Genomic DNA, 24776 nt, shown 5'->3' on the forward strand with positions numbered 1-24776 from the left:
CTCAGCTGCCGGGCGGCGGCGCGGGCTCGGAAGGCTCCGGCTCCTCGCCGACGCTGGTGCGCGGGCCCTCGGTCGGCACCGGGCCCTCCTCGGGACGCGGCGCGTCGGCCGGGGCCGGCGGCGCGACCGGGTCGGGCGTGATGACGCCGGGCTGCGGGGCCGGGCCGGGCGGCGGGAAGCCCTCGGTCGAGTAGCCGTTCGGGCTCGACGGCGACCCGGGGGCCGGCTCGGCGGGGAACACGCAGGCGCTCACGGCGATGCCTCCGGCGAGCAGCACGCCCGCCAGGGCCGCCGTGCGCCCGGCCGTCCGTCGGTTCGGCACTCGGGTCCCTCCCAGATCGTCCCGGCTCTCCGCCGGGGCCCCGACCCCCGTCGGCGCGGGCAGACGGTATCGCGTCGCCGCTGCGCCCGCCGCGCTCGCCCCGTGTGAGCGATCTCGTCCGGCAGGCCGTTCACCGACGGCCCGCCAGCACCCCCCGCGGCCGGATCGAGCGCATCGGCTCGGGGCCGGCGCCCTCCTCGCGCAGCACGTCGTTGGCGGCGGTGACCGCGGTGACCGCCGCGCGCTCCATCAGCGCCGACGGCACCTCGCACGCCACCCAGTCCCCCGCCAGGCGCAGCCCGCGGGCGTCGGTGAGGACGCCGGGGCGCACGAGGTGGTAGCCGGGGTCGAAGCCCGGGGCGTTGGTGTAGCGGTGGGCCTCGACGTCGAGCACGCGCAGGTCCGCGGCCTCGGGCCACAGCGCCGTGAGCTCGTCGCGCATCGCGGCCACGAGGTCGTCGCGGGACGCGGCCGGCGGGCAGGCGTAGGAGTGCAGCTCGACGACCGACCCGCCGCGCTCGCGGGCCCAGCGCGCCGACCCGCCCTCGAGCCGGTGGAACAGGCTCACCGAGTCCAGCACGCGCTCGCGGGTGACGCCGGTGAACGGGGCGCGCGCCGGGTCGACGTCGCCCTCGCAGTACAGGCGCGCCACCACGTACGGCTCGCCGCTCGGCAGCGCGGCGATCCTCCGCGCGAGCCCGGGTGCGGCGGCGACGAGCTCCGGGGAGGCGGCCACCAGGTCCCGGGTGGCGGGCACGTCGGTCGCGACGACGAGGTGGCGGGCGTGCCGCGCGGGCTCGGACTCGACGTCCACCGCCCAGCCGCGCGCCCCGTCCGGGCGCAGCGACACCGCTCGCGCACCGGTCGTCACCGTCGCGCCGTGCTTCTCGAGCAGCCGGGTGAAGGGGTCCCAGAGCGTCGTGCGGTAGTCGTCGACCGGGGCGTCCATGCCCAGGCCCTCGGGGTTGCCGGTGAAGTAGAAGTGGCACATGGCCAGGAACTCGGCCGCCGAGTAGCGCTGCTCGACGTTGAAGAACGAGTGCGCGAAGACCTCGAAGAGCATCGCCCGGCCGCGGTCGGAGAAGCCGAGCGAGTCGAGCAGCTCGGCCGCGCTGCGGTGGTCGTGCTCGGCGTAGGTGCGGACCGGGTCGTAGTGCAGCATCGCCAGCGCCTCGTCGGCGTTGACGTGGCGCAGCTCGCCGAGCTTGAAGCTCGGGCTGCGCAGCACGAGCGCGACGAGGTTGAGCAGCGGCGTGCGCGGCAGGTCGGTGAAGTCCTCGGGCTCCCACCCGACCGAGGGCCGGCTGGCGATCGGGTAGCCGCCGACGTCGCGCAGGAAGCCGAGCTCCGGGTCGAGGCGGCGCAGGAGGTCGCGCAGCGTGTAGTACTGCCGGAAGAAGCCGTGGTAGCCGTGCTCGACGATCACCTCGCTGCCGTCGGCCAGCCGCCGGTCCCACGTGCCGAGACGGCCCCCGAGCTGCGGCGCCGCCTCGAGCAGCTCGACCCGCACGCCGCGCTCGGCGAGCACCAGGGCGGCGCTGACGCCCGCGACGCCGCCGCCGACCACCACCGCCGTGGCGTCCGGACCCACCCGGTGCGGGAGGTCGGGGCGGGCGGTGACGTGGCGGTGGGGACGGAACGGGCCGGGCATGCGCAGCACGGGCACGGAGCCTAGGCCGGACGGGCGGCATGAGCCTGCGGGGACGGGGGCACCTTGCCGCCACGGAGGACGCGTCACACCACCGCGGCGCGTCGAGGCGGGAGGGCACCCATGCAGACCGACCGGGAACGCCGTGTCATCGACGAGGTCACGAAGGGGCTGATCATCGGCGGGTCGGTGCGCGACGCGACCGAGGGCAGGACGTTCGGGGTCGAGGACCCGTCCACCGGCGAGATCCTCTGCGACGTCGCCGACGCCTCGCCCGAGGACGGGATGGCCGCCCTCGACGCCGCCGTCGCCGCGCAGCCGGAGTGGGCGGCGACCGCGCCGCGCGAGCGCGGGGAGATCCTGCGCCGCGCGTTCGAGCTGATCACCGAGCGCGCCGACGACATCGCCATGCTCATGACGCTCGAGATGGGCAAGCCGCTGGCCGAGTCGAAGGCCGAGATCACCTACGCCGCCGAGTTCTTCCGCTGGTTCTCCGAGGAGGCCGTGCGGATCAGCGGCGAGTGGAAGGTCAACGCGACCGGCAGCGGCCGCGTGCTCGTCATGCGCCAGCCCATCGGGCCCTGCCTGCTCATCACGCCGTGGAACTTCCCGCTGGCCATGGGCACCCGCAAGATCGGCCCGGCGATCGCCGCGGGCTGCACGATGGTGATCAAGCCGGCCTCGCTGACGCCGCTGACGATCCTGAAGCTGGCCGACGTCCTCGCCGAGGCCGGCCTGCCCGACGGCGTGCTCAACGTCGTCACGACGAAGTCGACCGGCAAGGTGATGGGCCCGCTGATCACCGACGGGCGCATCCGCAAGCTGTCGTTCACCGGCTCCACCGAGGTCGGGCAGAAGCTGCTGCAGCAGTCGGCGGAGCAGGTGCTCAAGACGTCGATGGAGCTCGGCGGCAACGCCCCGTTCGTCGTGTGCGCCGACGCCGACGTCGACGAGGCCGTCCAGGGCGCGATGCTGGCCAAGATGCGCAACATCGGCGAGGCCTGCACCGCGGCGAACCGGTTCTACGTGCACGCCGACGTCGCCGAGGAGTTCACGAAGAAGCTCACCGAGCGGATGGGCGACATGAAGGTCGGCCGCGGTACCGAGGAGGGCGTCGAGGTCGGGCCGCTCGTGGAGGCCGATCAGCGCGACAAGGTCGCCGAGCTCGTCGACGACGCGGTGCAGAAGGGCGCGACGGTGCGCACCGGCGGCGAGGTGCCCTCGGGCGCGGGCTACTTCTACCCGCCGACCGTGCTCGCCGACGTCCCCACCTCCGCCCGCCTGGCCAAGGAGGAGATCTTCGGTCCGGTCGCGCCGATCTTCACGTTCACCGAGGACGACGAGGCGATCCGCGCGGCCAACGACACCGAGTTCGGTCTGGTCAGCTACCTGTACACCCGGGACCTGAGCCGGGCGATCCGCCTGTCCGAGCGCCTCGAGGCCGGCATGGTCGGGCTCAACCAGGGCATGGTGTCCAACGCCGGCGCGCCCTTCGGCGGCTGGAAGCAGTCGGGCCTGGGCCGCGAGGGCGGCAGCGTCGGCATCGACGAGTACCTCGAGATCAAGTACGTGGCGATGAACGTGTAGGCGCCCCGATCACCGGTTCCGGGGGTCGGAGCCGGGCAGGTGCTCCTGTCCGGTGGCCCCTGCGGCGCTCTCGCCGATGCTCGGGGCGCCGCTGCCGGTGTGCGCCTCCATCCGCAGACGATCGGCCATGTGCGGGTAGTGCAGCTCGAACGCCGGGCGCTCGGAACGGATGCGGGGCAGGTCGGTGAAGTTGTGCCGCGGCGGCGGGCACGAGGTCGCCCACTCCAGCGAGTTGCCGTGACCCCACGGGTCGTCGACCTCCACCGGCCGGCCGAAGCGGTAGCTGTGGAACACGTTCCAGAGGAAGGGCAGCGTCGAGGCGCCCAGGATGAACGCGCCGATCGTCGAGATCGTGTTCAGCAGCGTGAAGCCGTCGGTCCCGAGGTAGTCGGCGTAGCGGCGCGGCATGCCCTCGTTGCCCAGCCAGTGCTGCACCAGGAACGTCAGGTGGAACCCGATGAACGTCAGCCAGAAGTGGACCTTGCCGATGCGCTCGTCCATCATCCGGCCGGTCATCTTCGGGAACCAGAAGTAGATGCCGGCGTAGGTGGCGAACACGATCGTGCCGAACAGCACGTAGTGGAAGTGCGCCACCACGAAGTACGAGTCGGACACGTGGAAGTCCAGCGGCGGGCTGGCGAGCAGCACGCCGGTGAGGCCACCGAACAGGAACGTCACCAGGAAGCCGATCGAGAACAGCATCGGCGTCTCGAACGTCAGCTGGCCGCGCCACATCGTGCCGATCCAGTTGAAGAACTTGATGCCGGTCGGCACGGCGATGAGGTAGGTCGTGAAGGCGAAGAACGGCAGCAGCACGGCCCCGGTGGCGAACATGTGGTGTGCCCACACGGCCACCGACAGCGCCCCGATCGCCACGGTGGCGAACACGAGCGTCTTGTAGCCGAAGATCGGCTTGCGGCTGAACACCGGGAAGACCTCGGTGACGATGCCGAAGAACGGCAGCGCCACGATGTAGACCTCGGGGTGCCCGAAGAACCAGAACAGGTGCTGCCACAGGATCGCCCCACCGTGCTCGGGCGCGAAGAGCTGCGCGCCCAGGTGCCGATCGGCCTCCAGGCCGAGCAGTGCGGCCGTGAGGATCGGGAACACCATCAGCACCAGGATGACCGTCACCAGGATGTTCCAGGTGAAGATCGGCATCCGGAACATGGTCATGCCCGGGGCGCGCAGACAGACGATGGTCGTCACGAAGTTGACGCCACCGAGGATGGTGCCGAGACCGGCGACGACCAGACCGAGCAGCCACAGGTCGGCGCCGAGGCCCGGCGAGTGCACGACGTCCGAGAGCGGCGTGTAGGCGAACCAGCCGAAGGCGGCCGCGCCGTCCGGGGTGAAGAAGCCGAAGAGGACGATGGACCCGCCGAAGAGGAACAGCCAGTACGAGAAGGCGTTCAACCGCGGGAACGCCACGTCGGGCGCCCCGATCTGGAGCGGCACGATGTAGTTGGCGAACCCGAACAGGATCGGTGTGGCGTAGAGCAGCAGCATGATCGTGCCGTGCATGGTGAACAGCTGGTTGTACTGGTCCACCGACAGGATCTGCAGCCCCGGCTGCGCCAGCTCGGCGCGCATGAGCAGCGCCATGAGCCCGCCGATCAGGAAGAACCCGAACGACGTGACGAGGTACAGGATCGCGATGTCCTTCGGGTCCGTCGTCCGCAGGTAGTGCGCGAACCCCGACCCGCGCTTCGCCTCCCGCGCCGGGTACGGCGTGGTGACGATGGGTGTGGGTACGTCGCGAGGGATGGTCGACATGGTCGACAGAGCTCCTCGGTTCCGGGCGTTCGGATACGAGGTGTGGAAGTGGTCCACGTCACACGGTAGGAGCGGTCCCGCACGGCGGCAAGAGGGCCGGTGTCGGCGACACGGCGACCGCGAGGGGTGCCTCACGGCCTCCCGGAGACGTGCCACAGGTCGCCCACCAGGTGCTCGCCGTCGAGGCGGTGGGGCGCGGGGGTGTCGTGTAGGACGAGCAGGCCCTCCGGCAGGGCGGCCAGCCCCTCGGGCCGGTCGCAGCCCCGCCCGACCGCGACCTCGGTGACCAGCGTCAGCTCCTCGGCCCGGGTCGCCGGCGGCAGCGGTCCCGCCGCGCCGCCGGGCAGGCGCAGCACGCGGGCCGGGCCGTCGAGCACCATCGTCGGCCCCGCCAGCACGAGCAGGTCGTCGCCGTCGCGGGCGAGGTCGCGCACCCCGAGGCCCTCGAGGTCCACGAAGTGCTTGGTCACGCCGTCGAGCGCGAGCTCGGCCCCGTCGGCGTGCACCGCGACCTCGAGCAGCACCGCCCAGCCGCGCAGCACCGGGCCCCGCAAGCCGAGCACCACGCCCCCGCCGGCCGACGCGTCCCGCACGGCGAGGCCCTCGACGTCGAACCCGTTGTCCTTGCCCGGGATGCCGAGGAACGGGCCGAGGTGCTCGTCGTGCGCCAGCGCGCCCCACAGACCCCGCTTGCCCGACGGCAGGCGCGCCGCCACTCCGAGCCCGCGCACCTCCTCCCCCGCCGGGACCGTCACGCATCCGTCCGGTCCCTCGCGCAGCGGGAGCCGGGCCAGCACGCGGCGCGACTTCTCCGGCGACACCCGCGCGAGCCGCTCCCCGATCTCGTCGAGCGGGGTCTCCGGCCTGACCCGCCGGCGCTTGGCGCTGTGCGACCCGGCGACCCACAGGCACCCGTCGACCACGTCGAGACCCTCGGCGTCGACCTCGTCCTCGGGCGTGCCGCGCAGCCCGACCGCGTCGTGGAGCGGGACCTCCTGCGGGTCCTCCCAGTCCAACGAGCCGCCGGGAACGCGGCGCAGCCGCAGGAGCGAGGAGCCCTCGTCCGGCGCGAGGAACATCGTGTCGCCGACGACGGCCACGCCCGAGAGGTCGAGGCCGGCGGTCGGGGCGTGCGCGCCGAGGTGGAGGCGGACGGGGATCGGGTCGCTCACGGTCTCGGCCACCCCCCGATCATCGCCGCCCGCTCACCGCCGACGGAAGGTGAACACGGCGGTTCGGCCGTCCGACGACTCGAGGCGCACCGTCGACCCGTCCTCGACGAACGTCCCACCCTGCTGGACGCGGGTCACGCGGCCGTCGTCCTCGACGTCCACCCAGCCCGGGCCCATCGCGGTGACCCCGAAGTCCACCCCGTCGTTGTCCCGCGGCGGCCGGCGCTTCGTGCTGCGGGCCGAGCGCGTCGACTGGTTCGCGTCCGGCTGGTCCACCTCCACCGGTGCGCCGGTGACCGTCGCCCGGCAGTCGGCGCCGCGGCAGCTCACCGAAGTGCTCGAGCCGCCGCTGCACCCGGCGAGCAGGCCGCCCGCGACGAGCGCGACGGCGAGCGCGCCGAGCACCGGGCGGCGCGTCGCGGCGTGCCGGCTCGTGGCGGGCAGGGTGGTCTCGGGGGGCAGGGCAGGCACGGCGCACCTCGTCGTCGCTCGGCTGGGGATGATCTCGCCGCGTCTGACGTCCGGGCCACGACGGAATGTTCCGGTGACTTTCCGGGAAGATGCGCACCGTCGCTCACTCGGCGCGCCGGTCGTCGGGCCAGGCTCATCGCGTGGAGCGCGCACCGGCTCGAGGAGGCACCGGACGGCGGGGAGCACTGACCCGGACCACGGGCCCGGGACGAACCCCGCGACGTCAGCCGAGGACGCGCTCCAGGACCGCGGCCATGTCCGCGGGCGCCCATCCGTGCTCCGCGCCGGGCACCTCGGCGCGCGCGGCGTCGGGCAGCGCCGCGACCAGCGCGTCGGCGGCCTCCACGAAGAACGGCCAGGCGGCGCTGCCGGTCAGCACGGTCGTGGGCACGGTGACGGCGCGCGGGAGCGTGCCGTCCGCCAGCGCGTCGGCGGCCCACGCCAGCGCCTCGGCGTCGGCGGCGGTGGTGGGGGCGAGGCGGAGGTAGCGATCGCGGTCGGGGCCCGCGAGCATCTCGTCGAGCCACCCCGGCGGCATGCCCTCCATCGCGAACCGCAGGACCGCCTCGGGGTCGCCGGCCGCTCCGCGCTCGACGATGCCGGCGTGCCAGGCCCGGGCGTCGTCACCGCCGGCCGTCCCCAGCGGCACCTCCCACAGCACCAGCCGGTCGACCCCGGCCAGCTGCGCCGCGGCGGCCAGCGCGATCGCCCCGCCCGACGAGCTGCCGTAGAGCGCCGCACGCCCGCCGACCTCGTCGACCAGCGCGGAGATCGCCGCGACCTCGCCGGCCAGCGAGAACGGGGCCTCGCCGCCGGAGTCGCCGCGCCCGGGCCGGTCGTGGTGCACGACGTCGAAGCCCCGGCCGGCGAGCTCCGTGGTCAGCGCGCGGGTGGCCGTGTCGGTCGCGCGCATCTGCCCCAGCCCACCGACCAGCACCAGCGGGCGCCCGCCCGACCCCTCGCGGTCGTAGGCGATCCGCCGGCCGTCGTCGGTGCGGACGTACACGTCAGCCCGCCAGGGCCCGCAGGCGCCGGACGACCTCGTCGGCGCCGAGTGCCCGGGTGACCTCGTAGAGGTCGGGGCTGCGCTGCGCGCCGGTGATCGCGACGCGGGCGACGTTGGCGGCGTCGCGCAGCATGCCCGGGTAGGCGTCGGGGTCCTTCTTGTACGTCTTCGGGTTCGGCGCGAAGCCGTGCCGGTTCGCCAGGTCACGGATCTGCTGGAACCAGGTCGGCTGGTCGCCCTCGTGGACGTAGGTGTCGGCGAGGTCGGCGGCGACGGCCCGGACCAGGGCCGGGTCCAGGCCGCCGAAGCGCTCGTCGGCCGGGTCGGTGACGTCGGTGAACAGCTCGGGGAAGAAGAAGCCGTACGCCTCGCGGAAGTCCGACCACTTCGCGAGGTCCTTGCGCGGGTTCTCGACGCCGACCCGCTCGACGTCGATCGCCGCGGCCGCCAGCTCCGGGTTCGCGTCGAGCACCTTGACGACCTCGGGGTCGTACTCCGCGGCCCACGCCCGCACGCCGGCGAGGACGTCCGGGCCGGGGAGCGTCGCGATGTGGTCGGCGGAGATGTCGCTGAGCTTCACCGTGTCGACCAGCGGTCCGGCGAGCCCGAACTCGTCGAGGCGCAGTGGCGTCGCCAGCGCCTCGGGCAGCGGCACCTCCGCCAGCCGCGGGTTCGCCAGCCCGCGCAGGTAGTACTGCACGGCGGGCACGGGGTAGCCGGCCTCGAGGTAGAAGTCGACCGACGCCTCGGCGTCCTTGCGCTTGGAGAGCTTGCGCTTCGACCCACCCTCCTGCTTCATCAGCGGCGCGAGGTGGGCGTAGTCGACGGGCTCGAACCCGAGCGCGGCGAAGAGCTGGCGGTGCACCGGCACCGACGAGAGCCACTCCTCGGTACGCACCACGAGGGTGGTGCGCATGAGGTGGTCGTCGACGGCGTGCGCGAAGTGGTAGGTCGGCAGCCGCACGGGGTTGTCCGACGACTTGAGGATGACCACGTCGTTGTGGTTGTCCTCCATCTCGACCCGGCCCCGCAGGCGGTCGGAGAACGCGAACCGCTCCCCCACCACGCCGTCGGACCGGAACCGCGCGACCCACGGCTTGCCCTCGTCCAGCGCCGCGCGGACGTCGTCCTCGCTCGCGTCGCGCCACGGCGCCCAGCGGCCGTAGTAGCCGGTCGGGAGCTTGAGCGTCCGCTGCGCGTCGGAGATCGCGGCGAGCTCGTCCTTGGTGGCGAAGTCGGGGTAGGCCTTCCCCTGGCGCATGAGCTCGCGCACGTAGGTCTGGTAGATCGCCGCGCGCGCCGACTGGTGGTACGGCCCGTAGTCGCCGCGCGGCGCCGGCAGGGCCCCGATCTCCAGGTCGCCCTCGTCGGGCACCAGGTCGAACGCCTCGAACGCGCGCCGGAACTGCTCGTCAGCGCCCGCCACCTCGCGGCTCTGGTCGGTGTCCTCGATGCGCAGGACGTAGACGCCGCCCGTCGAGTGCGCGAGGTCGCGCGACACCATCGCCGTGTAGAGACCCCCGACGTGCACGAACCCCGTGGGGCTCGGGCCGAAGCGGGTGACCAGCCCCGGCTGACCGTCCCGCCCGCCCAGGTCGCGCGGCGGGTAGCGCTCCTCGAGCTCGGCGGGCTCGGGCAGGTCGTCCGGGAACAGGCCGTCGACGAGGGCGCGGTCCAGCATGCCCCCAATCTACGAGGTGGGCTCCGGCTCAGCGGGTGTCGGTCTGCCCGTCGCCGGTGGCGTGGCGACCGGCACCGTTCGACTCCGGCTCGGCGATCGCCGCGTCGGCGTGCTGCTCGGCGGCCGCGACGACCTTGGCGATCTCCGGGTCGGTGCTGGTGTCGAACCAGTCGGCGACGTCGGCGTCGTCCGCCCCGGGGCGCGACGCCGTGGTGCCGTCGTCGGGCGAGGGCTGGTAGCGGAAGACGCCGTCCTCGCCGGGCGCCCCGAGCATGCGGGTGAAGCCCTCGAGGGCCTTGCCGAAGTCGCTCGGCACCATCCAGACCTTGTTCGCCTCGCCCTGCGCCATCTGCGGCAGCGTCTGGAGGTACTGGTAGGCGAGCAGCTCCGGCGTCGGGCGCCCGGCCTTGATCGCCGCGAAGGTCTTCTCGATGGCCTTCGCCTCGCCCTGGGCCTGGTAGTACTGCGCGGCCCGCTCGCCCTGGGCGCGCAGCATCGTCGACTGCCGGTCGGCCTCGGCCTCGAGGATCGCCGCCTGCTTGGCGCCCTCCGCCGAGAGGATGGCGGCCTGCTTGTTGCCCTGCGCCTCGGCGATCGCGGCCTCGCGGTGGCCCTCGGCGGTGAGGATCATCGCCCGCTTCTCGCGGTCGGCCTTCATCTGCCGCTCCATCGAGTCCTGGATCGACGGCGGCGGGTCGATGGCCTTGAGCTCGACGCGTACCACGCGCAGCCCCCACGGCCCGGTGGCGTCGTCGAGGGCCCGGCGCAGGCGCGAGTTGATCGTCTCGCGGGACGTCAGCGCCTCCTCCAGGCTCATGCCGCCGACGACGTCGCGCAGCGTCGTCGTGGTGAGCTGCTGGACGCCGTTGATGTAGTCGGAGATCTCGTAGACGGCGTCGCGCGGCACGGTGACCTGGTAGTACACGACGGTGTCGATCGACACCGTCAGGTTGTCCTGGGTGATCACCGGCTGCGGCGGGAACGAGACGACCTGCTCCCAGAGCGCCACGCGCTCCCGGATGCGGTCGATGAACGGCAGCAGGAACGTCAGGCCCGGCGCCGCGGTGCGCTGGTAGCGCCCGAGCCGCTCGATGACCGCGGCCTCGGCCTGGCGGACGACCGTGATGCTCTTGACCACCGCCGTGATGATGAGGATCAGCGCGGCCGCGATGGCCACGTACAGCACGAGCGTGACGGGTTCCATCAGCTCTCTCCCTGCAGGGGCGGGCGGGACGGGTGGGCCGAGGGGTCGGCGCCGGTCGGGTCGGAGCCGGACGGGCCGGTGCCCGTGACCACGGCGGTCGCCCCGCGGATGTCGACGACGACCACGGCGGCGCCGGGGCGCAGCGCGGCGTCGTCGTGCAGCGCGGTGGCGGTCCAGAGCGCGCCGCCGATGCGCACGGTGCCGGCGTCACCCGGCGTGATGGCCTCGACGACCTCGGCCTGCGTGCCGAGCAGCGCCTGGGGACCGGCGTTGACGGTGCCGTCGGCCGTGTCGGTGCGCACCCGGCGCTGTAGTGCGGGGCGGGCGAGCAGGATCAGCACCAGCGACGACAGCCCGAACACGGCGACGTCGACCCCGAGCGGGGCGCCGAGCGCGGAGGCCCCGGCGGTGACGAGCGCGGCGAGCCCGAGCATGAGCAGCACGAAGGTGCCGGTCACGAGCTCGACCGCGACGAGCACCACCCCCGCGATCGCCCACAGCAGCGGGATCACACTGCTGAGTGTGCCAGACACCACTCGTCCGACGGGCCGATTCAGGCACCCACGGTGACGAAGTCGATCAATTGCTCCATCGCGGTGATCAGGGGCGTCTCGAGGTCGGTCCACGTCGACACCGACGACAGCACCCGGCGCGCCCCGGCCCGCTCGTCGCCCCAGCCCAGCGCCTCGCACACGCCGCGCTTCCACTCGATGCCGCGCGGGATCGTCGGCCACGCCTCGATCCCGACCGTCCGCGGCTTCACGGCCTCCCAGATGTCGATGTACGGGTGCCCGAGCACCAGCACGTGGGCGGCCGCGGGCCCGAGGTCGCGGCGCAGGCCCTCGGCGATCCGCGACTCCTTCGACCCGGTCACCAGGTGGTCCACGAGCACCCCGAGACGCCGGTCCGGCCCCGGCCCGAACTCGCGCGCGGCCTCCACCAGCACGTCGGCGCCGTGCAGGGGTTCGACGACGACGCCCTCGACGCGCAGGTCGTGACCCCAGACCCGCTCGACGATCTCCGCGTCGTGCAGGCCCTCCACCCAGATGCGGTGCGGGAGCGCCGTGCGCGCGCGGACGTTCTCGACCCGCCGCGACCCCGACGCCGACCGCTGCTGCGTCGCGGCCTTCTCCGGGCCCGCCGCGCGCTGCGGCGGCACGAGCGTCGCCGGACGGCCCTCGTGCAGGAACGCGGCGGGCTTGTTGGGGAACAGCCGGCGACGACCGGCGGCGTCCTCCAGCACGACCTCGCGGACGTCGGCCCGGATCACCGCCCCGCAGAAGGTCTCGGCGGCGTCCTCGACGACCAGCCCGGGCTCGGCGACCACCGAGACCACCTCGCGCGCGGGCTTGTGCGGCGCGAGCCCCGGCAGCCCGCCGGTGCGCCCGGCCCCGGACGAGGGCGACCCGCCCCGCCCCGGCACGCGCACGGCGCCGCCGGTCGTGCGGAATCCGGCGTCCCCGGTGGAGCCGTGCATGCCCCGGCCCTGCGTCCTCGCCACGGACGGCGACGCTAACGGTGCGTGGTGATCGTCCGGGGCCGACACGCCCGTGGGGGCGCGATCGACGAGCCCCGGCGCCTGCCGACCGTGCCCCTCGCGGCGACGTGGGGCACCGCCGACCTCGCCGGCTCCACCCGCGAGGTCCCGGTAGCGTTGATCGGGTGCCTTGTGCCAGTGCCTCCCTGGCCGTGTGGAGCGCGGCGTGGCTCGCCGGCCCGGTCGCGGCCGACGACGTCCTCGACGCGCTGACCCCGTGGTCCGAGGCCCACGACGTGGTCGCCGCGGACACGGCCGCCGCCGCGGTCACCGACCTGCCGACCCCGGACCGCGCGGGCACCGGCCTCGCCGCCCTGCTCGTCCTCGCCCGCCGGCGGGTCGGTCCCCTGGGTCCCGACGCGCGCCTCGTCATGCCCGCGCCGGGCGACGTCCGCGGGCTGCCCGGCCCCGACGCGCTGCGCATCGCCGCGATGGAGGCCGGCGAGTGCGCGGTGCTGGCCGGCGCGGGGCTCGCCGCCGTCCCGTCCCCCGTCGCCGACGGCGTGCTGCGCTGGACCGTGCACCTCGTCGACGACGTCCCGCCCGCCCCGCACCCGAGCCTGGCCGAGGCCGAGCACGACCTGCGCGGATCGGTGCGTGACGCCGCGGACACCCTCGCCGCCATGGACGTCGCCCGCCCCCGCGCCGGGGTGCGCGAGGAGATCGCCGACGCCCTGCGCCGCCGCCCCCGTCCGACCTGGCCGGCGGGCACCCCGGGGCGCCCGCTGCGGGTGCTCCAGCACGCCGACGAGGTCGAGGCGATCGTCGTCGCGGCCGCGGGGGACGACCCGGGCGGCGCCGTCTCGTCGTCCGCCACCCTCGCCCGCACCGACGCCCTGCGCCCGCTCGCCACGGCCGTGCGCGCGGCGCGGGTCGCGGCCGTCGCCGAGACCGTGCGGGCGCTCACCGCCGCCTGACCGGGAACGAGGGACGCCCCCGCCGCGACGTGCGCAGCGGGGGCGTCCCTCGGTCACCGTGGATCAGTGGCCGTGACCGTGACCGTGACCGTGACCGTGACCGTGGCCATGGCCGTGCCCGGACGACGACCCGCCGCCGGACTCCTTCGTGGTGCCGGACCCGGACGAGTGCCCCAGGTACGGCTCCCCCGCACGCAGCGGCGCCTGCTCGTACCGACCCTCGTGCGCCGCGACGGGGCGCGTGTCCCCGCGGAGCTCGGGGTGCTTCGCCTCGAGGCGCTGGCGCTGCTCCCACTTGCGCTGCATGCCGGTGACGTACTCCCGGTCGCCGTTGTAGGTGCCCCGCCAGGTCTGCGGCATCTGCTCCTTGGACAGGCCGGCGTCCGCGGTCCCGGTCAGCGCCGGGCGCGACGGCACCTTGCGCGTCTCGCCGCCGCACTCCGGGCACGCCGGCGCCGGCGCGTCCAGCCCGACCAGCCGGTCGAACCGCGCCCCGCACCCGCAGCGGTAGTCGTAGATCGGCACGCGGCTACCAGTTCTCGATCGACTTGCGGAAGATGTCCGCGATGTCGTCCTCGGTGGGCGTCCGCGGGCAGGTCGCGAGCAGCCGCTGCTGCTTCATCGTCCCGTCGACGAGGTCGGGGATGTCGCCCTCGCCGAAGCCGACCGCGCCGATCCCGTTGGGGATGTCGATGTCGCGCATCAGCTCGGTGACCACGTGCGGCAGCTGCTCCGCGGCGTTCGACTGCGTCTCCGCGTTCGGCCCGAGCAGCCGCGCGGCCGCCATGTGGCGGTCGGGGGCGGACTCGAAGCTGAACCGGAACGCCTCGGGCGCCGTCAGCGAGACCGACATGCCGTGGGGCACCATCGGCTCGTCCTGCGGGTAGCCCGCCGGGCGGAAGTCCCGCACCTGCCCGGCGATCGGGTAGGCGTTGGCGTGCGGGATGTGCACCCCGGAGTTGCCGAAGCCCATGCCGGCGAAGGTCGCCGCCATCATCATGTCCATCCGGGCGTCGACGTCCTCGTCGCCCCGCTCCACCGCCGTGCGGAACGAGCGCGCGAGCAGCGACATCGACTTCTCGCACCACAGGTCGGAGACGGGGTTCGACCCGCAGTAGGTCACCCGCTCCTCGGGCTTCTTGCGGTCGAACGTCGTGTACCAGCGGGCGGTGTACGACTCGAGCGCGTGGCAGACGATGTCCATGCCCGACGCCGCGGTGACCTGCGGCGGGAGGGTCATCGTCAGCAGCGGGTCGACGACGGCCAGCGTCGGGCGCAGCCGCCAGTGGCTGATGCCCGTCTTCACCCGCAGCGAGAGCACGTCGAGGATGCACATCGCCGTGGACTCCGAGCCCGTGCCCGCCGTCGTGGGCACCGCGATCAGCGGCTTGAGCTGGCCCGGGGGGACCTGGGCGTTGCCGACCGGCTTGTTGATGTAGTCCATCAGGTCGCCGGGGTAGGTCGTCAGCAGGTTGACGGCCTTCGCCGTGTCGATCGCCGACCCGCCGCCGACCGCGACGAACCCGTCCCACGGGCCCTGCTCGGAGGCGTAACCGATGGCCTTGTTCATCGAGTCGTCGGTGGGCTCGACGTGGACGCCGTCGAAGATCTCGACGGTCATGTCGTACCGCCGGATCTGGTCGGCGATGCGGTCGGGCAGGCCCGTCTGCTGCATGCCCGGGTCGGTGATGAGGAGGATTCGCTTCGCGCCGTACTGGGCGAGGTCGAAGCCGATCTCGTCGCAGGCGCCGGCGCCGAACTTCAGGGGCGGGGCGCCCCAGGTGAAGACCGACTCTTCGCTGGGGACCGGGGGAACGGTCATCCTGGTGTGCTCTCCGATCAGGTGTCGATCAGGTGTAGTGGCCGCCGCCGTTGCCCACGGTCTTGAGCTGGTGGATCTGCTCGGCGTCGTGCCCGAACACCACGGTCGCGTTGGTCTTCTCGGCCACGCCGCGGATCTTCTCGACCGACGAGTAGAACTGGCCCATGTCGTTGACGATGGCGGCCGGCGTCGTCGGCGGGCCGTAGCTCTCCCCCATGTACACGGCGTCCGACGTGAAGATCATCGTGCCGCTGTCGGGGAGGTCGACCTGCATCGACATGGTGCCGGGCGTGTGCCCCGGGGTCTGGAGCAGCGTGACGCCCGGGAGGAACTCGGTGTCGCCCGAGACCGTCTCCCAGTTCAGGTCCTCGTAGTCCGTCTTGAGGTGGGCGCCGTTGAACAGGCCGTCGAAGCCGAACGCCCACTCCTTCTCCTTGTCGCTGCAGATCAGCTTCGCGGAGGAGTCCTTGAACATGTCGGCGTTGCCGCAGTGGTCGAAGTGCAGGTGCGAGAGGACCACGTAGTCGATCTGGTCGGTCGAGACGCCGATCTGGCGCAGCCGCGAGTCGAGGTACTCCTCCTCGCTGACCTTCTCGTACGGGAAGAAGTCCTGCAGACCCGTGGGGCCCCAGCGCTCCTCCCAGTCACGCGGGCAGCTGGTGTCCCAGAGGATCGTCCCGTCGGGCGTCTCGACGAGGACGGTGTGGGTAGGGACGTCGGCCCACTCGGTGGGCTGGTCGCGCATCTGACGGGGGCGGATCGACCGCCCCGGCTTGAGCAGCAGCCACGTCAGGTCCGCGGTCATCGCTCCGCAGTCCAAGATGCTGACCTTGATCTCGCCACTGGCAGCCATTCAGCCGCTCCTCCGCTCCTCGCGTACCTGTCCCGGTCGACGTGGTGCGGGCGGGCCGGAGGGCTCGGGGTCGCGGTGGGTGACGGCGCGCGGTCCCGTATCGGGCGAGCACCGTTGCCGCACCTCCCCGACGTCGAGCGGGACCGCCGCACCCGGCGATGCATGCATCACCGGCCACGTGACGGGCGACACTAGCCACGCTCACGATCATTGTCCACACGGGAGGGGCGGCACTCATCCGTCCCCGGATCGTCTCCGGGCGCTACTCCATCACGGTGACACAAGCTGTCACCGACAGTGACCTTCGGGCACGGTGGTCCCGTGGTCGCTCCTCCCCCGCCGCCGGGTACGTCGACGCGTCGCCCGGCGGTCCCGGTCCGCCGCTCACGCCTCGCGACCGCTCGCCGTGCCCCCTTCTGGGTCCTCCTGACGTCGGGTCTCGTCGCCCTGGCCAGCGCGCCGGTCGTCCACCTCGCCTTCACCGACCGGTGGCGCGACGCCGACGGGATGCTGCCCGAGGGCCTCGTCCGCCTCACGGTCCTCGCGTTCTTCGCGCTGGTGATCAGCACCCCGACCGCCCTCACGAGCCTGGTGCTGGCGATCCGCGCGCTCGAGGAGGCGCCCGTCGAGGACGTCGCGGAGTACGGCGGTGGACGGCGCGTCGACCTCGTGTGGCCCGACCGCTACGCGACGCGGGGCCGGATCACCCTCGAGGAGCTCCCGGACGCCCGCGTGACGGCGACCCGCCGTCCCACCGGCGGCCGCATCCTCCCCGCCACCGTCGCCGTGGCGGGCGAGCCCGGATGCCGGGTCGTCCCGCGGCTCCAGCCGTTCGGGGCGACCTCCTACGAGGTGACGTCCGAGGGCCCGGCGATTCGGGTGACCGTCGCCGAGCGGGCGGGCGGCGTCGACACGACCTTCGAGGACGGCCGGGGGACGCGGTTGCGCTGGCGCCACCGCCCCGTCGCGGGCGTGACCCGGCTGACGCTCCTCGACGACCACGGCACGGCCTGGTGGGTCCGCCGGACGGGCCGGACGTCGGTGCGCGCCGAGCTGCCCGACGAACTGGACCCCGTGGCGGCCCGGGCCCTGGTGCTCGTCGCCGAGGACCAGATGACCGACGCGACCCGCCACGGCAGCGTCGTGCACATCCCGGGCAGGGACGTCGGCGCCGTCGCGACCGGCGGTGACTAGCGTCCGGGGCGCTGTGCGGGTCGGCGGGCCGGCTCGCAGCACCCGGGGTGGCAGAGCTCGCCGTTGCACCCGACGCCCGCCCGCGGCGCGCTGCCGAGGCCGCGGACCGGGGCGCCGTCGACCTGCTCGGCGATCAGCTCGGTGATCATCTCCACGAACCGCGGATCCGATCCCGCGCTCGCGGCCCGGACGAAGCCCATGCCGAGCTTCTCGGCGTGCTCGGCGGCCTCGTTGTCCAGGTCCCAGACGACCTCGAGGTGGTCGGAGACGAACCCGACCGGGCTGACGACGACGGCGACGACGCCGCGGTCGTGCAGGTCGTCGAGGTGGTCGACGATGTCGGGCTCGAGCCACGGGATCTGCGGCGGGCCGGACCGCGACTGCCACACGAGGTCGTGCTCGGGTGCCCCGACCGCCTCGGCGACGAGCCGCGCCGCGTCGGCCATCTGCCGCGAGTAGCGGTGCCCGCCCTCCTCCGGCGGCCCCGCGGTCCTGTCGGCCGACTCCGGGATCGAGTGCGCCGTGAACACCAGCCGCGTGTCGTGCCCTGCGTCGAGGCGCTCGCGCGCCGAGCGGACCCCGTCGGCGACCGCGGCGACGAACAGCGGGTGGTCGTAGAAGTGGCGCAGCTTGACGAGGTCCGGCGCCGCGCCCGTGCGGTCGATCGCCGCCTCGCGGGCCCGGGCGATGTCCTCGTGGTACTGCCGGCAGGCGGAGTAGCCGCCGTAGGCGCTCGTCGCGAAGACCAGGGCCCGCCGGATGCCGTCCTGCGCCATCGCCGTCACGGTGTCCTCGGCGAAGGGGTGCCAGTTGCGGTTGCCGAAGTACACCGGCAGATCGCGGCCGGCCTCGCGCAGCGCCCGGGACAGGTCGGCGACGAGGCGACGGTTGAGCTCGTTGATCGGGCTGACCCCGCCGAAGTGCTGGTAGTGCTCCTCGACGGCGTCGAGCCGCTCGGACGGCACCCCGCGCCCGCGCGTCACGTTCTCGAGGAACGGCCGCACCTCGTCGGGACCTTCCGGTCCCCCGAACGACAGCACCAGCACCGCGTCGAACCCATCACCGCTCACGCGGCCAGCATCCCCCGACCCACCGTCGGGTACACGCGCGGGCGTGACCGACACCGAGCCCGCGCCGACCACCGACGCCCCGGCCGACGAGCGAGCGGAACGGCAGTTCGGGCCGGTCTTCTGGATCTCGGTCGGGATCTCCGCGACCTTCGTCGCCGTCTCGTTCCTCGCCGTCGGCCCGGTCGGGGCGGCGCTGACGGCCGCCGTCTCGGCCGTCGTCGCCCACCTCGGCTGGGCCTACCTCCTCATCACCTCCGGTTTCGTGGTGTTCGCGCTCTACCTCGCCCTGGGGCGCTTCTCCCGTGTACGGCTGGGCGGTCCGGACGCGCGGCCGGAGTTCGGGCGCTGGGCGTGGTTCGCGATGCTGTTCCAGGCCGGCATGGGGGTCGGGCTGCTGTTCTGGGGCGTGGCCGAACCGGTGATGCACGCCCGCGAGCCCGCGCCCGGTACCGCGGTGCCCGGCACGCCGGAGGCCGCCGAGGTCGGGATGCAGTACGCGTTCTTCCACTGGACGCTGCACCCTTGGGCGGTCTACGCCGTGGTCGCGCTCGCCGTGGCCTACACGAGCTTCAACCGCGGCAGCGCGAGCCTGCGCCTGTCGGCGGTGCTGCGCCCGCTGCTCGGCGACCGGGTCGACGGTCCCCTCGGCACGGCCGTGGACGTCCTGGCCGTCGTCGCGACCCTGTTCGGGGTGGCGGTGTCCCTCGGGCTCGGGACGCTGCAGATCACCGCGGGGCTCGCTGACGTGTTCGGCGTGCCCGGCGGCGTGACCCTCTCGCTCGCGGTCATCGCCGTGACCGCCGTCGGCTACATGCTCTCCGCGTCGACCCCGATCTCCCAGGGCGTCAACCGGCTGAGCCAGCTGAGCCTGGTGCTCGCGGTGGTCCTGCTCGCCTACTTCGTCGTCCTCGGCCCGACGACGTTCCAGCTCAACCTGCTGACCCAGGAGACCGGGAACTACCTCGCGCGGGTGGTACCGATGAGCCTGCGCACCTACCCCTTCGCCGGCCCGTCCTGGCTCACCGACTGGACGATCTTCTTCTGGGCGACCTGGATCGCCTGGGCGCCCTACGTCGGCGCGTTCATCGCCCGCATCTCGCGCGGCCGCACGATCCGCGAGTTCGTCCTCGGCGTCATCGTCGCCCCGAGCATCTTCAGCATCGTCTGGTTCTCGGTCCTCGGCGGTGCGGGACTCGACGCCGACGCCCGCACCGGCGGGGCGATCGGCGCGGCGGCCGGCCAGGACGAGGCGCTCGCGACGTTCCGGTTCCTGCGCGAGTACCCCGCTTTCGGGTTCACCGCGGTACTGGTGCTCGTCCTCGTCTGGATCTTCTTCGTCGCCGGCGCGGACGCGGGCACCGTCGTGCTCGGCAGCATGTCCGGCGGCGGGCTCGACCCGGCCCGGCGCAGCAAGCTGACGTGGGGCGTGATCATGGCCGCGCTCGCCGCCGCCCTGCTGGTCATCGGTGGGCTCGACGCGCTGCAGAACGCCGAGATCCTGGTGGCGACGCCGTTCGCGCTGCTCATGGTGGCGATCTGCGCCGCCCTGTACCGGGCGCTCGCCATCGACCACCCGCGCGGGGAGTGAGGGCTCAGGCGCCCATCGCGTGGTAGCCGCCGTCGGCGTGGACCACCTCGCCGGTGGTGGCGGGCAGCCAGTCCGACAGCAGCGCGCAGATCGTCTTCGCGACGGGCGTCGGGTCGCCGAGGTCCCAGCCCAGCGGCGAGCGCTGCACCCAGGCCTCCTCGAACGTGTCGAAACCGGGGATCGACTTCGCCGCCATGGTGCGCACCGGGCCGGCCGCGACGAGGTTCGCGCGGATGCCCTCGGGACCGAGGTCGCGGGCGAGGTAGCGCGTGGTCGCCTCGAGCGCGGCCTTGGCGACGCCCATCCAGTCGTAGCCGGGCCAGGCGACGGTGTTGTCGAAGTCCATGCCGACCAGCGACGACCCGCGGCCCAGCAGCGGCTTGCAGGCCATGGCGAGCGACTTGAAGGAGTAGGCCGAGACCTCGACCGCGGTCGCGACGTCGGACCACTGCGTGTTGAGGAAGTTGCCGCCGAGGGCGTCCATGGGCGCGAACCCGATGGAGTGCAGGACCCCGTCGAGGCCGTCGACGTGCTCGCGGACGTTGTCGGCGAGGGCGTCGAGGTGCTCCTGGTTCTGGACGTCGAGCTCGATCACCGGCGCCTCCTGCGGGAGGCGCTGCGCGACGCGCTTGACCAGCGACAGGCGTCCGAAGCCGGTGAGCACCACGGTGGCGCCGGCCTCCTGGGCCGCCTTCGCCGCGTGGAAGGCGATCGAGGCGTCGGTGATGATCCCGGTGACCAGGATGCGCTTGCCGTCCAGCAGTCCAGACACGGACGCGTTCCTCCCTGATGGATGCGGTGGGTGGTGGCCGGTGCTAATGACCCATGCCGATGCCGCCGTCGACCGGCAGCACCGCGCCGGTGACGTAGGCGGCGTCGTCGGAGGCGAGCCAGGCGACGGCCTTGGCGATGTCCTCCGGGGCGGCGGTGCGGCCGAGCGGGATCGAGCTCAGGATCTCCTCGCGCCGCTTGTCGGTGAGCTCGGCGGTCATGTCGGTGTCGACGTAGCCGGGTGCGACGACGTTCGCGGTGATCCCGCGCCCGCCCAGCTCGCGGGCGGTGGACCGGGCCAGCCCGACCAGGCCGGCCTTCGAGGCGGCGTAGTTGGCCTGGCCCGGCGCGCCGGTGAGCCCGACGACGCTGGAGATGTAGATCAGGCGCCCGAAGCGGGCCTTGACCATGCCGCGGATCGCCCGCTGGGTCACCCGCCAGGCGCCGGTGAGGTTGGCGTCGAGCACCTCGGTGAACGCGTCCTCGGGCATGCGCATGAGCAGCCCGTCGCGGGTGATGCCGGCGTTCGCGACGACGACCTCGACCGGGCCGTGCTCCGACTCCACCTGCGAGAACGCGGCGTCGACGGCGGCGGAGTCGGTGACGTCGGCCTGCACCCCGTGCAGCCCCTCCGGCGGCTCGCCCGAGCGGTGGGTGACCACCACCGTGTTCCCCCGCTCGGCGAGCTCGCGCGCGGTGGCGAGCCCGATCCCGCGGTTGCCTCCCGTGACCAGCACGACGCGGCTCACGCGACTCCTCTCGGTGGGGGGACGGTCGCCGCCGGACGCAGCCGGAGCCGGCCCGTGGCAGCGGCGGAAGGCTACCCACATCGCGCCCCGGGGCCCACCGGAACTCGCTGGTAGGGGCGGCCGAACGGCTCTTGGCCGCGTGTGGGCCACGCCATAGGCTCGATCGCGAGTCGATCAATACTGTTCGTCGAGCCGGGAGGACCCCGTGACCGCGACCGACGCCTCGCCGACCCTCCCGGGACGGCTCGGTGACCCCGCCCTCGACCTGCGCACCGACCCGCGGGCGAAGCCCGACCTCGTCGCGGCGCTGGCCGCGGTCGGCCTCGACGGCCCGGCCGCGGAGCCCCCGATCACCCGCGAGGCCGGGCGCGACGCGGTGTCCGAGGCCGTCGGCGGGCTGCACGCCGCGTTCAGCGGCCTGTACGCGAGCCTCCCCCTCGACCTGCCCGGCGACGCCCCGGACGACGCCGTCGAGATCACCGACACGTCGGTCGCGTCGCCCGACGGGCACCTCGTACCGCTGCGCCTCTACCGCCCGGCCGGGGTCGCGGGCCCGCTGCCCGGCGTCGTCTACCTCCACGGCGGCGGCATGACGATCCTGGACGCCGAGACCCGCGTGCACGACCGCTGGTGCCGCGAGCTCGCCCTGACGGGGGTCGTCGCGGTACGGGTCGGGTTCCGCAACGCGTGGACCGAGCTCGGCCCGCACCCCTTCCCCGCGGGCCTCGACGACTGCGCGACGGCCGTGCGGTGGCTCGACGACCAGCGCGGCGAGCTGGGCCTCACGCGGCTGGTGCTCCAGGGCGAGTCCGGCGGGGCGAACCTCGTGCTCGCCACGACGCTGCGCGCCAAGCGCTCGGGCGACCTCGAGGCCATCGACGGCGTGTACGCCTCGGTGCCCTACATCAGCGGCGGCTACGGGTGGGACCGCGCGCGCAAGCTGCGCGAGCTCCCGTCGATGATCGAGAACGACGGCTACTTCATCAACTGCGCGCTGATGGACCTGCTGGTCGCCCAGTACGACCCGGAGGGCCGGCACGCCGAGGACCCGCTGGCCTGGCCGTACTTCGCGACCGCCGACGACCTCGCGGGCCTGCCGCCGCACGTCATCACCGTCAACGAGCTCGACCCGCTGCGCGACGAGGGCCTCGCGTACTACCGCAAGCTCCTCGCCGCCGGTGTCCCGGTCGAGGGGCGCGTGCACCTCGGCATCACCCACGGCGCGGAGATGATCTTCCGGCAGGCGCTGCCCGCCGAGCACCGCGCGGCGATCGCGGACATCCGCGCGTTCGTGGACCGGCTGACGGTCGACCACATCTAGCTAGGGGAGGCGCTGCCCCGTGACGATCGCCGTGGCCGCGCCGAGCAGGACGAGGATGGTGGCCGCGAGGAACCAGCGCCCGGACAGGTCGACGGTGCGCTCCTCGTAGCCGACCTGCTCGGCGAGGTTCGCGTACGTCTCGCGCAGGTCGAGCTCGGTGGACGCGCGGCGGAAGTCGCCGCCGGACACCTGGGCGATCTCGCGCATCTGGTCGTCGGCGACCGCGACGGACACGGGCCGGCCGTCGATCTCGATCTCGCCGTACTCGGTGCCGAACGAGATCGCCGAGATCGGCACGCCCGCGGCCCGGGCCTCGGCGGCGGCCGGGTAGGCGCCGCGGTCGTCGGCGGGGTCGGTGGTCGGCGTCGTCTGCTTGCCGTCCGAGAGCAGGATGATCCGGGCCGGCGGCGGGCCCTCGGGGCCGCGGATCTGGCTGCCGAACGCCCGGATCGCGGCGAGGCTCGCCCGGATCGCGTCACCGGTGCCCGTCGACTCGGCGAGCTGCAGGCTGCCGATCGCGTTCTTCACGGCCTGCCGGTCGGTGGTGGGCGTGACGAGCGTGGACGGGGTCGCGGCGAACGACGACAGCCCCAGGTTGATCCCGGCCGGGAGCTGGTCGGCGAACGCCGAGGCCGCGGTCTGGGCGACCTGCAGGCGCGAGGGCTCGACGTCGGTGGCGCGCATCGACAGCGACACGTCGATCGTCAGCATCACCGTCGCGCGGTTGCGGGGCACCTGCGCGGTGCCCTGCGGACCGGCGAGCGCGATCGTCATGAGCACGAGCGCGACCAGGACCAGCACCATCGGCACGTGGCGCCACCGGCCCGGCCCCTTCGGCGCGACGCGCTCGAGCAGCGCGAGGTTGGTGAAGCGCATCGTGTAGCGCTGGCGCCGCCGGTTGATCCACCAGTAGCCCACCGCCAGCGCGGCGACCACGATCAGCAGCAGGAACCACCACGGGTGCGCGAACATCAGCGGATCCCGGTGGGAGACGCAGCGGAGTGCAGTTCGACCCCTGTCCGGGCCGGGGACGGCACGATCCCCGTCGACGAGCCGCCCGACCAGCCGCGCTTGCGGGCGACGGCGAAGCGCACGACGTCGGCGATCCAGTCGCGGTCCGTGCGCAGCACGAGGTGCCCGGCGCCGCAGCCGCGCAGGGCCGCGGCGACGCGCCCCCGGTGGGCGGCGGCCTCGGCGGCGAAGCGCCGGCGCAGGGTCGGGGTGGTGGTGACCTCGCGGCGCCGACCGGTCTCGGGGTCGGCGAGCACGACGGTGCCGACGTCGGGCAGCTCCTCGTCGCGCGGGTCGACGACCTCGACGGCGAGCAGGTCGTGGCGCGCGCGCAGGGCCCGCAGGGCGCGCTCCCAGTCGACGTCGCCGAGGAAGTCGGACACCACGACGACCAGCCCGCGCCGCCGCGGCGGGCGGCGCAGGGCCTCGAGCGCGCCGGGCAGGTCGCCGCGCGTGCCCTCGGGCGCGGGCGGGGTGGCGGCGATGCGGCGCAGGAGCTCGCGGGCCGCGGTCTCGCCGCCGCGCGCGGGCAGGCGCAGCGTGCGGTCCCCGGTGGCGACGACGGCGCCGACGCGGTTGCCCCCGCCACGGGTGAGGTGCACGACGGCCGCGCAGGCGGCCACCGCCAGGTCGCGCTTCTCGCAGGCCGCCGTGCCGAAGTCGAGGCTCGGCGAGAGGTCGACGACGAGCTGGGTCTCGAGCTCGCGGTCGGCGATGGTCTCGCGGATGTGCGGCTCGGTGGTGCGCGCGGTGACCGCCCAGTCCATCCGCCGCACGTCGTCGCCGGGCTGGTAGGGCCGCGGCTCCCCCGGCTCGGTGCCCGGGCCCGGCACGAGACCCAGGTGGTTGCCCTGCAGCAGCCCGTCGAGGCGACGCCGCACGGTGAGCTCGAGGGTGCGCAGCGAGGCGGCGAGCCGGGCCTGGGTGCCCTCCCCCGCGACGTCGGCACCCGACGGCACGGGCGAGGTCGGCGGCGGCGCCCAGGCCGGGCGCGGATCGCCGGCGGGGGTCGTCGGGGCCGGGGCGCTCGGCGGCCGCGGGCCCAGCTCGGGCACCCGCGCGGCCGGCGTGTCGTC

General features: G+C 74.0%; 23 protein-coding genes. 5 read left to right on the forward strand and 18 right to left on the reverse strand.

The features are described from left to right. Position 1: 1 nt before the first annotated feature. Both PGB27_RS04610 and PGB27_RS04615 read right to left on the reverse strand, forming a co-directional pair. Positions 2-322, reverse strand: coding sequence for a hypothetical protein (locus tag PGB27_RS04610; protein WP_274199175.1), 321 nt, complete (start codon positions 320-322; stop codon positions 2-4). Between the two features lie 130 nt (positions 323-452). Continuing rightward, entirely contained in the window at positions 453-1973 is a 1521-nt protein-coding gene (locus PGB27_RS04615; protein ID WP_274199606.1) for an FAD-dependent oxidoreductase, read from the reverse strand. Positions 1974-2093: 120 nt separating this feature from the next. Between PGB27_RS04615 and PGB27_RS04620 the strand changes: the two genes are divergently transcribed. Continuing rightward, entirely contained in the window at positions 2094-3557 is a 1464-nt protein-coding gene (locus PGB27_RS04620) for an NAD-dependent succinate-semialdehyde dehydrogenase (protein ID WP_274199176.1), read from the forward strand. A gap of 9 nt (positions 3558-3566) precedes the next feature. On the opposite strand, the gene ctaD is transcribed toward PGB27_RS04620, so the two are convergent. The 8 genes from ctaD to PGB27_RS04660 form a co-directional block, all read right to left on the reverse strand. Next, complete coding sequence (ctaD, locus tag PGB27_RS04625; protein WP_274199177.1) at positions 3567-5333, reverse strand: aa3-type cytochrome oxidase subunit I; 1767 nt, start codon at positions 5331-5333, stop codon at positions 3567-3569. A gap of 131 nt (positions 5334-5464) precedes the next feature. Then, a complete protein-coding gene (locus PGB27_RS04630) occupies positions 5465-6517 on the reverse strand; it encodes a DUF3616 domain-containing protein (RefSeq protein ID WP_274199178.1) in 1053 nt (350 codons plus the stop codon). A gap of 21 nt (positions 6518-6538) precedes the next feature. Then, a complete protein-coding gene (locus tag PGB27_RS04635; RefSeq protein WP_274199179.1) occupies positions 6539-6976 on the reverse strand; it encodes a hypothetical protein in 438 nt (145 codons plus the stop codon). A 223-nt stretch (positions 6977-7199) separates the two neighbouring features. Next, entirely contained in the window at positions 7200-7982 is a 783-nt protein-coding gene (locus tag PGB27_RS04640) for an alpha/beta fold hydrolase (RefSeq protein ID WP_274199180.1), read from the reverse strand. Position 7983: 1 nt separating this feature from the next. Continuing rightward, the gene (locus PGB27_RS04645; protein WP_274199181.1) at positions 7984-9663 is read right to left on the reverse strand and encodes a glutamate--tRNA ligase; all 1680 of its coding nucleotides are present in this window, start codon (positions 9661-9663) and stop codon (positions 7984-7986) included. A gap of 28 nt (positions 9664-9691) precedes the next feature. Beyond that, a complete protein-coding gene (locus tag PGB27_RS04650) occupies positions 9692-10867 on the reverse strand; it encodes an SPFH domain-containing protein (RefSeq protein ID WP_274199182.1) in 1176 nt (391 codons plus the stop codon). Continuing rightward, on the reverse strand, positions 10867-11379 hold the full coding sequence (locus PGB27_RS04655; RefSeq protein ID WP_274199183.1) for an NfeD family protein: 513 nt from the start codon (positions 11377-11379) through the stop codon (positions 10867-10869). The genes PGB27_RS04650 and PGB27_RS04655 overlap by 1 nt, the downstream gene beginning before the upstream one ends. Before the next feature lie 41 nt (positions 11380-11420). Next, the gene (locus PGB27_RS04660) at positions 11421-12368 is read right to left on the reverse strand and encodes a DUF3097 family protein (protein WP_274199184.1); all 948 of its coding nucleotides are present in this window, start codon (positions 12366-12368) and stop codon (positions 11421-11423) included. Between the two features lie 161 nt (positions 12369-12529). Between PGB27_RS04660 and PGB27_RS04665 the strand changes: the two genes are divergently transcribed. Continuing rightward, on the forward strand, positions 12530-13321 hold the full coding sequence (locus PGB27_RS04665; RefSeq protein WP_274199185.1) for a hypothetical protein: 792 nt from the start codon (positions 12530-12532) through the stop codon (positions 13319-13321). A gap of 63 nt (positions 13322-13384) precedes the next feature. Here the strand turns inward: PGB27_RS04665 and PGB27_RS04670 are convergent, their stop codons facing one another. Genes PGB27_RS04670 through PGB27_RS04680 form a run of 3 tightly spaced genes read right to left on the reverse strand, consistent with a single transcriptional unit; the run spans position 13385 to position 15996 of the window. After that, the gene (locus PGB27_RS04670) at positions 13385-13846 is read right to left on the reverse strand and encodes an FmdB family zinc ribbon protein (protein ID WP_274199186.1); all 462 of its coding nucleotides are present in this window, start codon (positions 13844-13846) and stop codon (positions 13385-13387) included. A 4-nt stretch (positions 13847-13850) separates the two neighbouring features. Continuing rightward, the gene (locus PGB27_RS04675; RefSeq protein WP_274199187.1) at positions 13851-15143 is read right to left on the reverse strand and encodes a hydroxyacid-oxoacid transhydrogenase; all 1293 of its coding nucleotides are present in this window, start codon (positions 15141-15143) and stop codon (positions 13851-13853) included. A 28-nt stretch (positions 15144-15171) separates the two neighbouring features. After that, complete coding sequence (locus PGB27_RS04680; protein WP_274199188.1) at positions 15172-15996, reverse strand: N-acyl homoserine lactonase family protein; 825 nt, start codon at positions 15994-15996, stop codon at positions 15172-15174. A gap of 321 nt (positions 15997-16317) precedes the next feature. On the opposite strand from PGB27_RS04680, the gene PGB27_RS04685 reads away from it, so the two are divergent. Next, positions 16318-17190, forward strand: a complete 873-nt coding sequence (locus tag PGB27_RS04685; RefSeq protein ID WP_274199189.1) for a hypothetical protein — start codon at positions 16318-16320, stop codon at positions 17188-17190. Here PGB27_RS04685 and PGB27_RS04690 read toward each other — a convergent pair. Continuing rightward, positions 17187-18260, reverse strand: coding sequence for a ferrochelatase (locus PGB27_RS04690; RefSeq protein ID WP_274199190.1), 1074 nt, complete (start codon positions 18258-18260; stop codon positions 17187-17189). The two genes, PGB27_RS04685 and PGB27_RS04690, sit on opposite strands and share 4 nt — an antisense overlap. Before the next feature lie 43 nt (positions 18261-18303). Here PGB27_RS04690 and PGB27_RS04695 point away from each other — a divergent pair, with 43 nt between their 5' ends. Further along, entirely contained in the window at positions 18304-19848 is a 1545-nt protein-coding gene (locus tag PGB27_RS04695) for a BCCT family transporter (protein ID WP_274199191.1), read from the forward strand. Between the two features lie 4 nt (positions 19849-19852). On the opposite strand, the gene fabI is transcribed toward PGB27_RS04695, so the two are convergent. Next, complete coding sequence (gene fabI / locus PGB27_RS04700; RefSeq protein ID WP_274199192.1) at positions 19853-20620, reverse strand: enoyl-ACP reductase FabI; 768 nt, start codon at positions 20618-20620, stop codon at positions 19853-19855. A 43-nt stretch (positions 20621-20663) separates the two neighbouring features. Continuing rightward, a complete protein-coding gene (locus tag PGB27_RS04705) occupies positions 20664-21368 on the reverse strand; it encodes a beta-ketoacyl-ACP reductase (RefSeq protein WP_274199193.1) in 705 nt (234 codons plus the stop codon). A gap of 205 nt (positions 21369-21573) precedes the next feature. Between PGB27_RS04705 and PGB27_RS04710 the strand changes: the two genes are divergently transcribed. After that, a complete protein-coding gene (locus PGB27_RS04710; RefSeq protein ID WP_274199194.1) occupies positions 21574-22689 on the forward strand; it encodes an alpha/beta hydrolase fold domain-containing protein in 1116 nt (371 codons plus the stop codon). On the opposite strand, the gene PGB27_RS04715 is transcribed toward PGB27_RS04710, so the two are convergent. Together PGB27_RS04715 and PGB27_RS04720 are read right to left on the reverse strand one after the other, a co-directional pair. Continuing rightward, positions 22690-23661: a VWA domain-containing protein gene (locus PGB27_RS04715; RefSeq protein ID WP_274199195.1), complete on the reverse strand. Its 972-nt coding sequence runs from the start codon at positions 23659-23661 to the stop codon at positions 22690-22692. Beyond that, positions 23661-24746 (reverse strand): DUF58 domain-containing protein, encoded by a 1086-nt coding sequence (locus PGB27_RS04720; protein WP_408630019.1) that lies wholly within the window; start codon positions 24744-24746, stop codon positions 23661-23663. Before PGB27_RS04720 ends, PGB27_RS04715 begins: the two co-directional genes overlap by 1 nt. Positions 24747-24776 lie beyond the last annotated feature (30 nt).

Origin of the sequence: Actinomycetospora lemnae (assembly GCF_028737315.1) — a bacterium.
In the GTDB taxonomy this organism is placed as follows: Bacteria; Actinomycetota; Actinomycetes; order Mycobacteriales; family Pseudonocardiaceae; genus Actinomycetospora; species Actinomycetospora lemnae.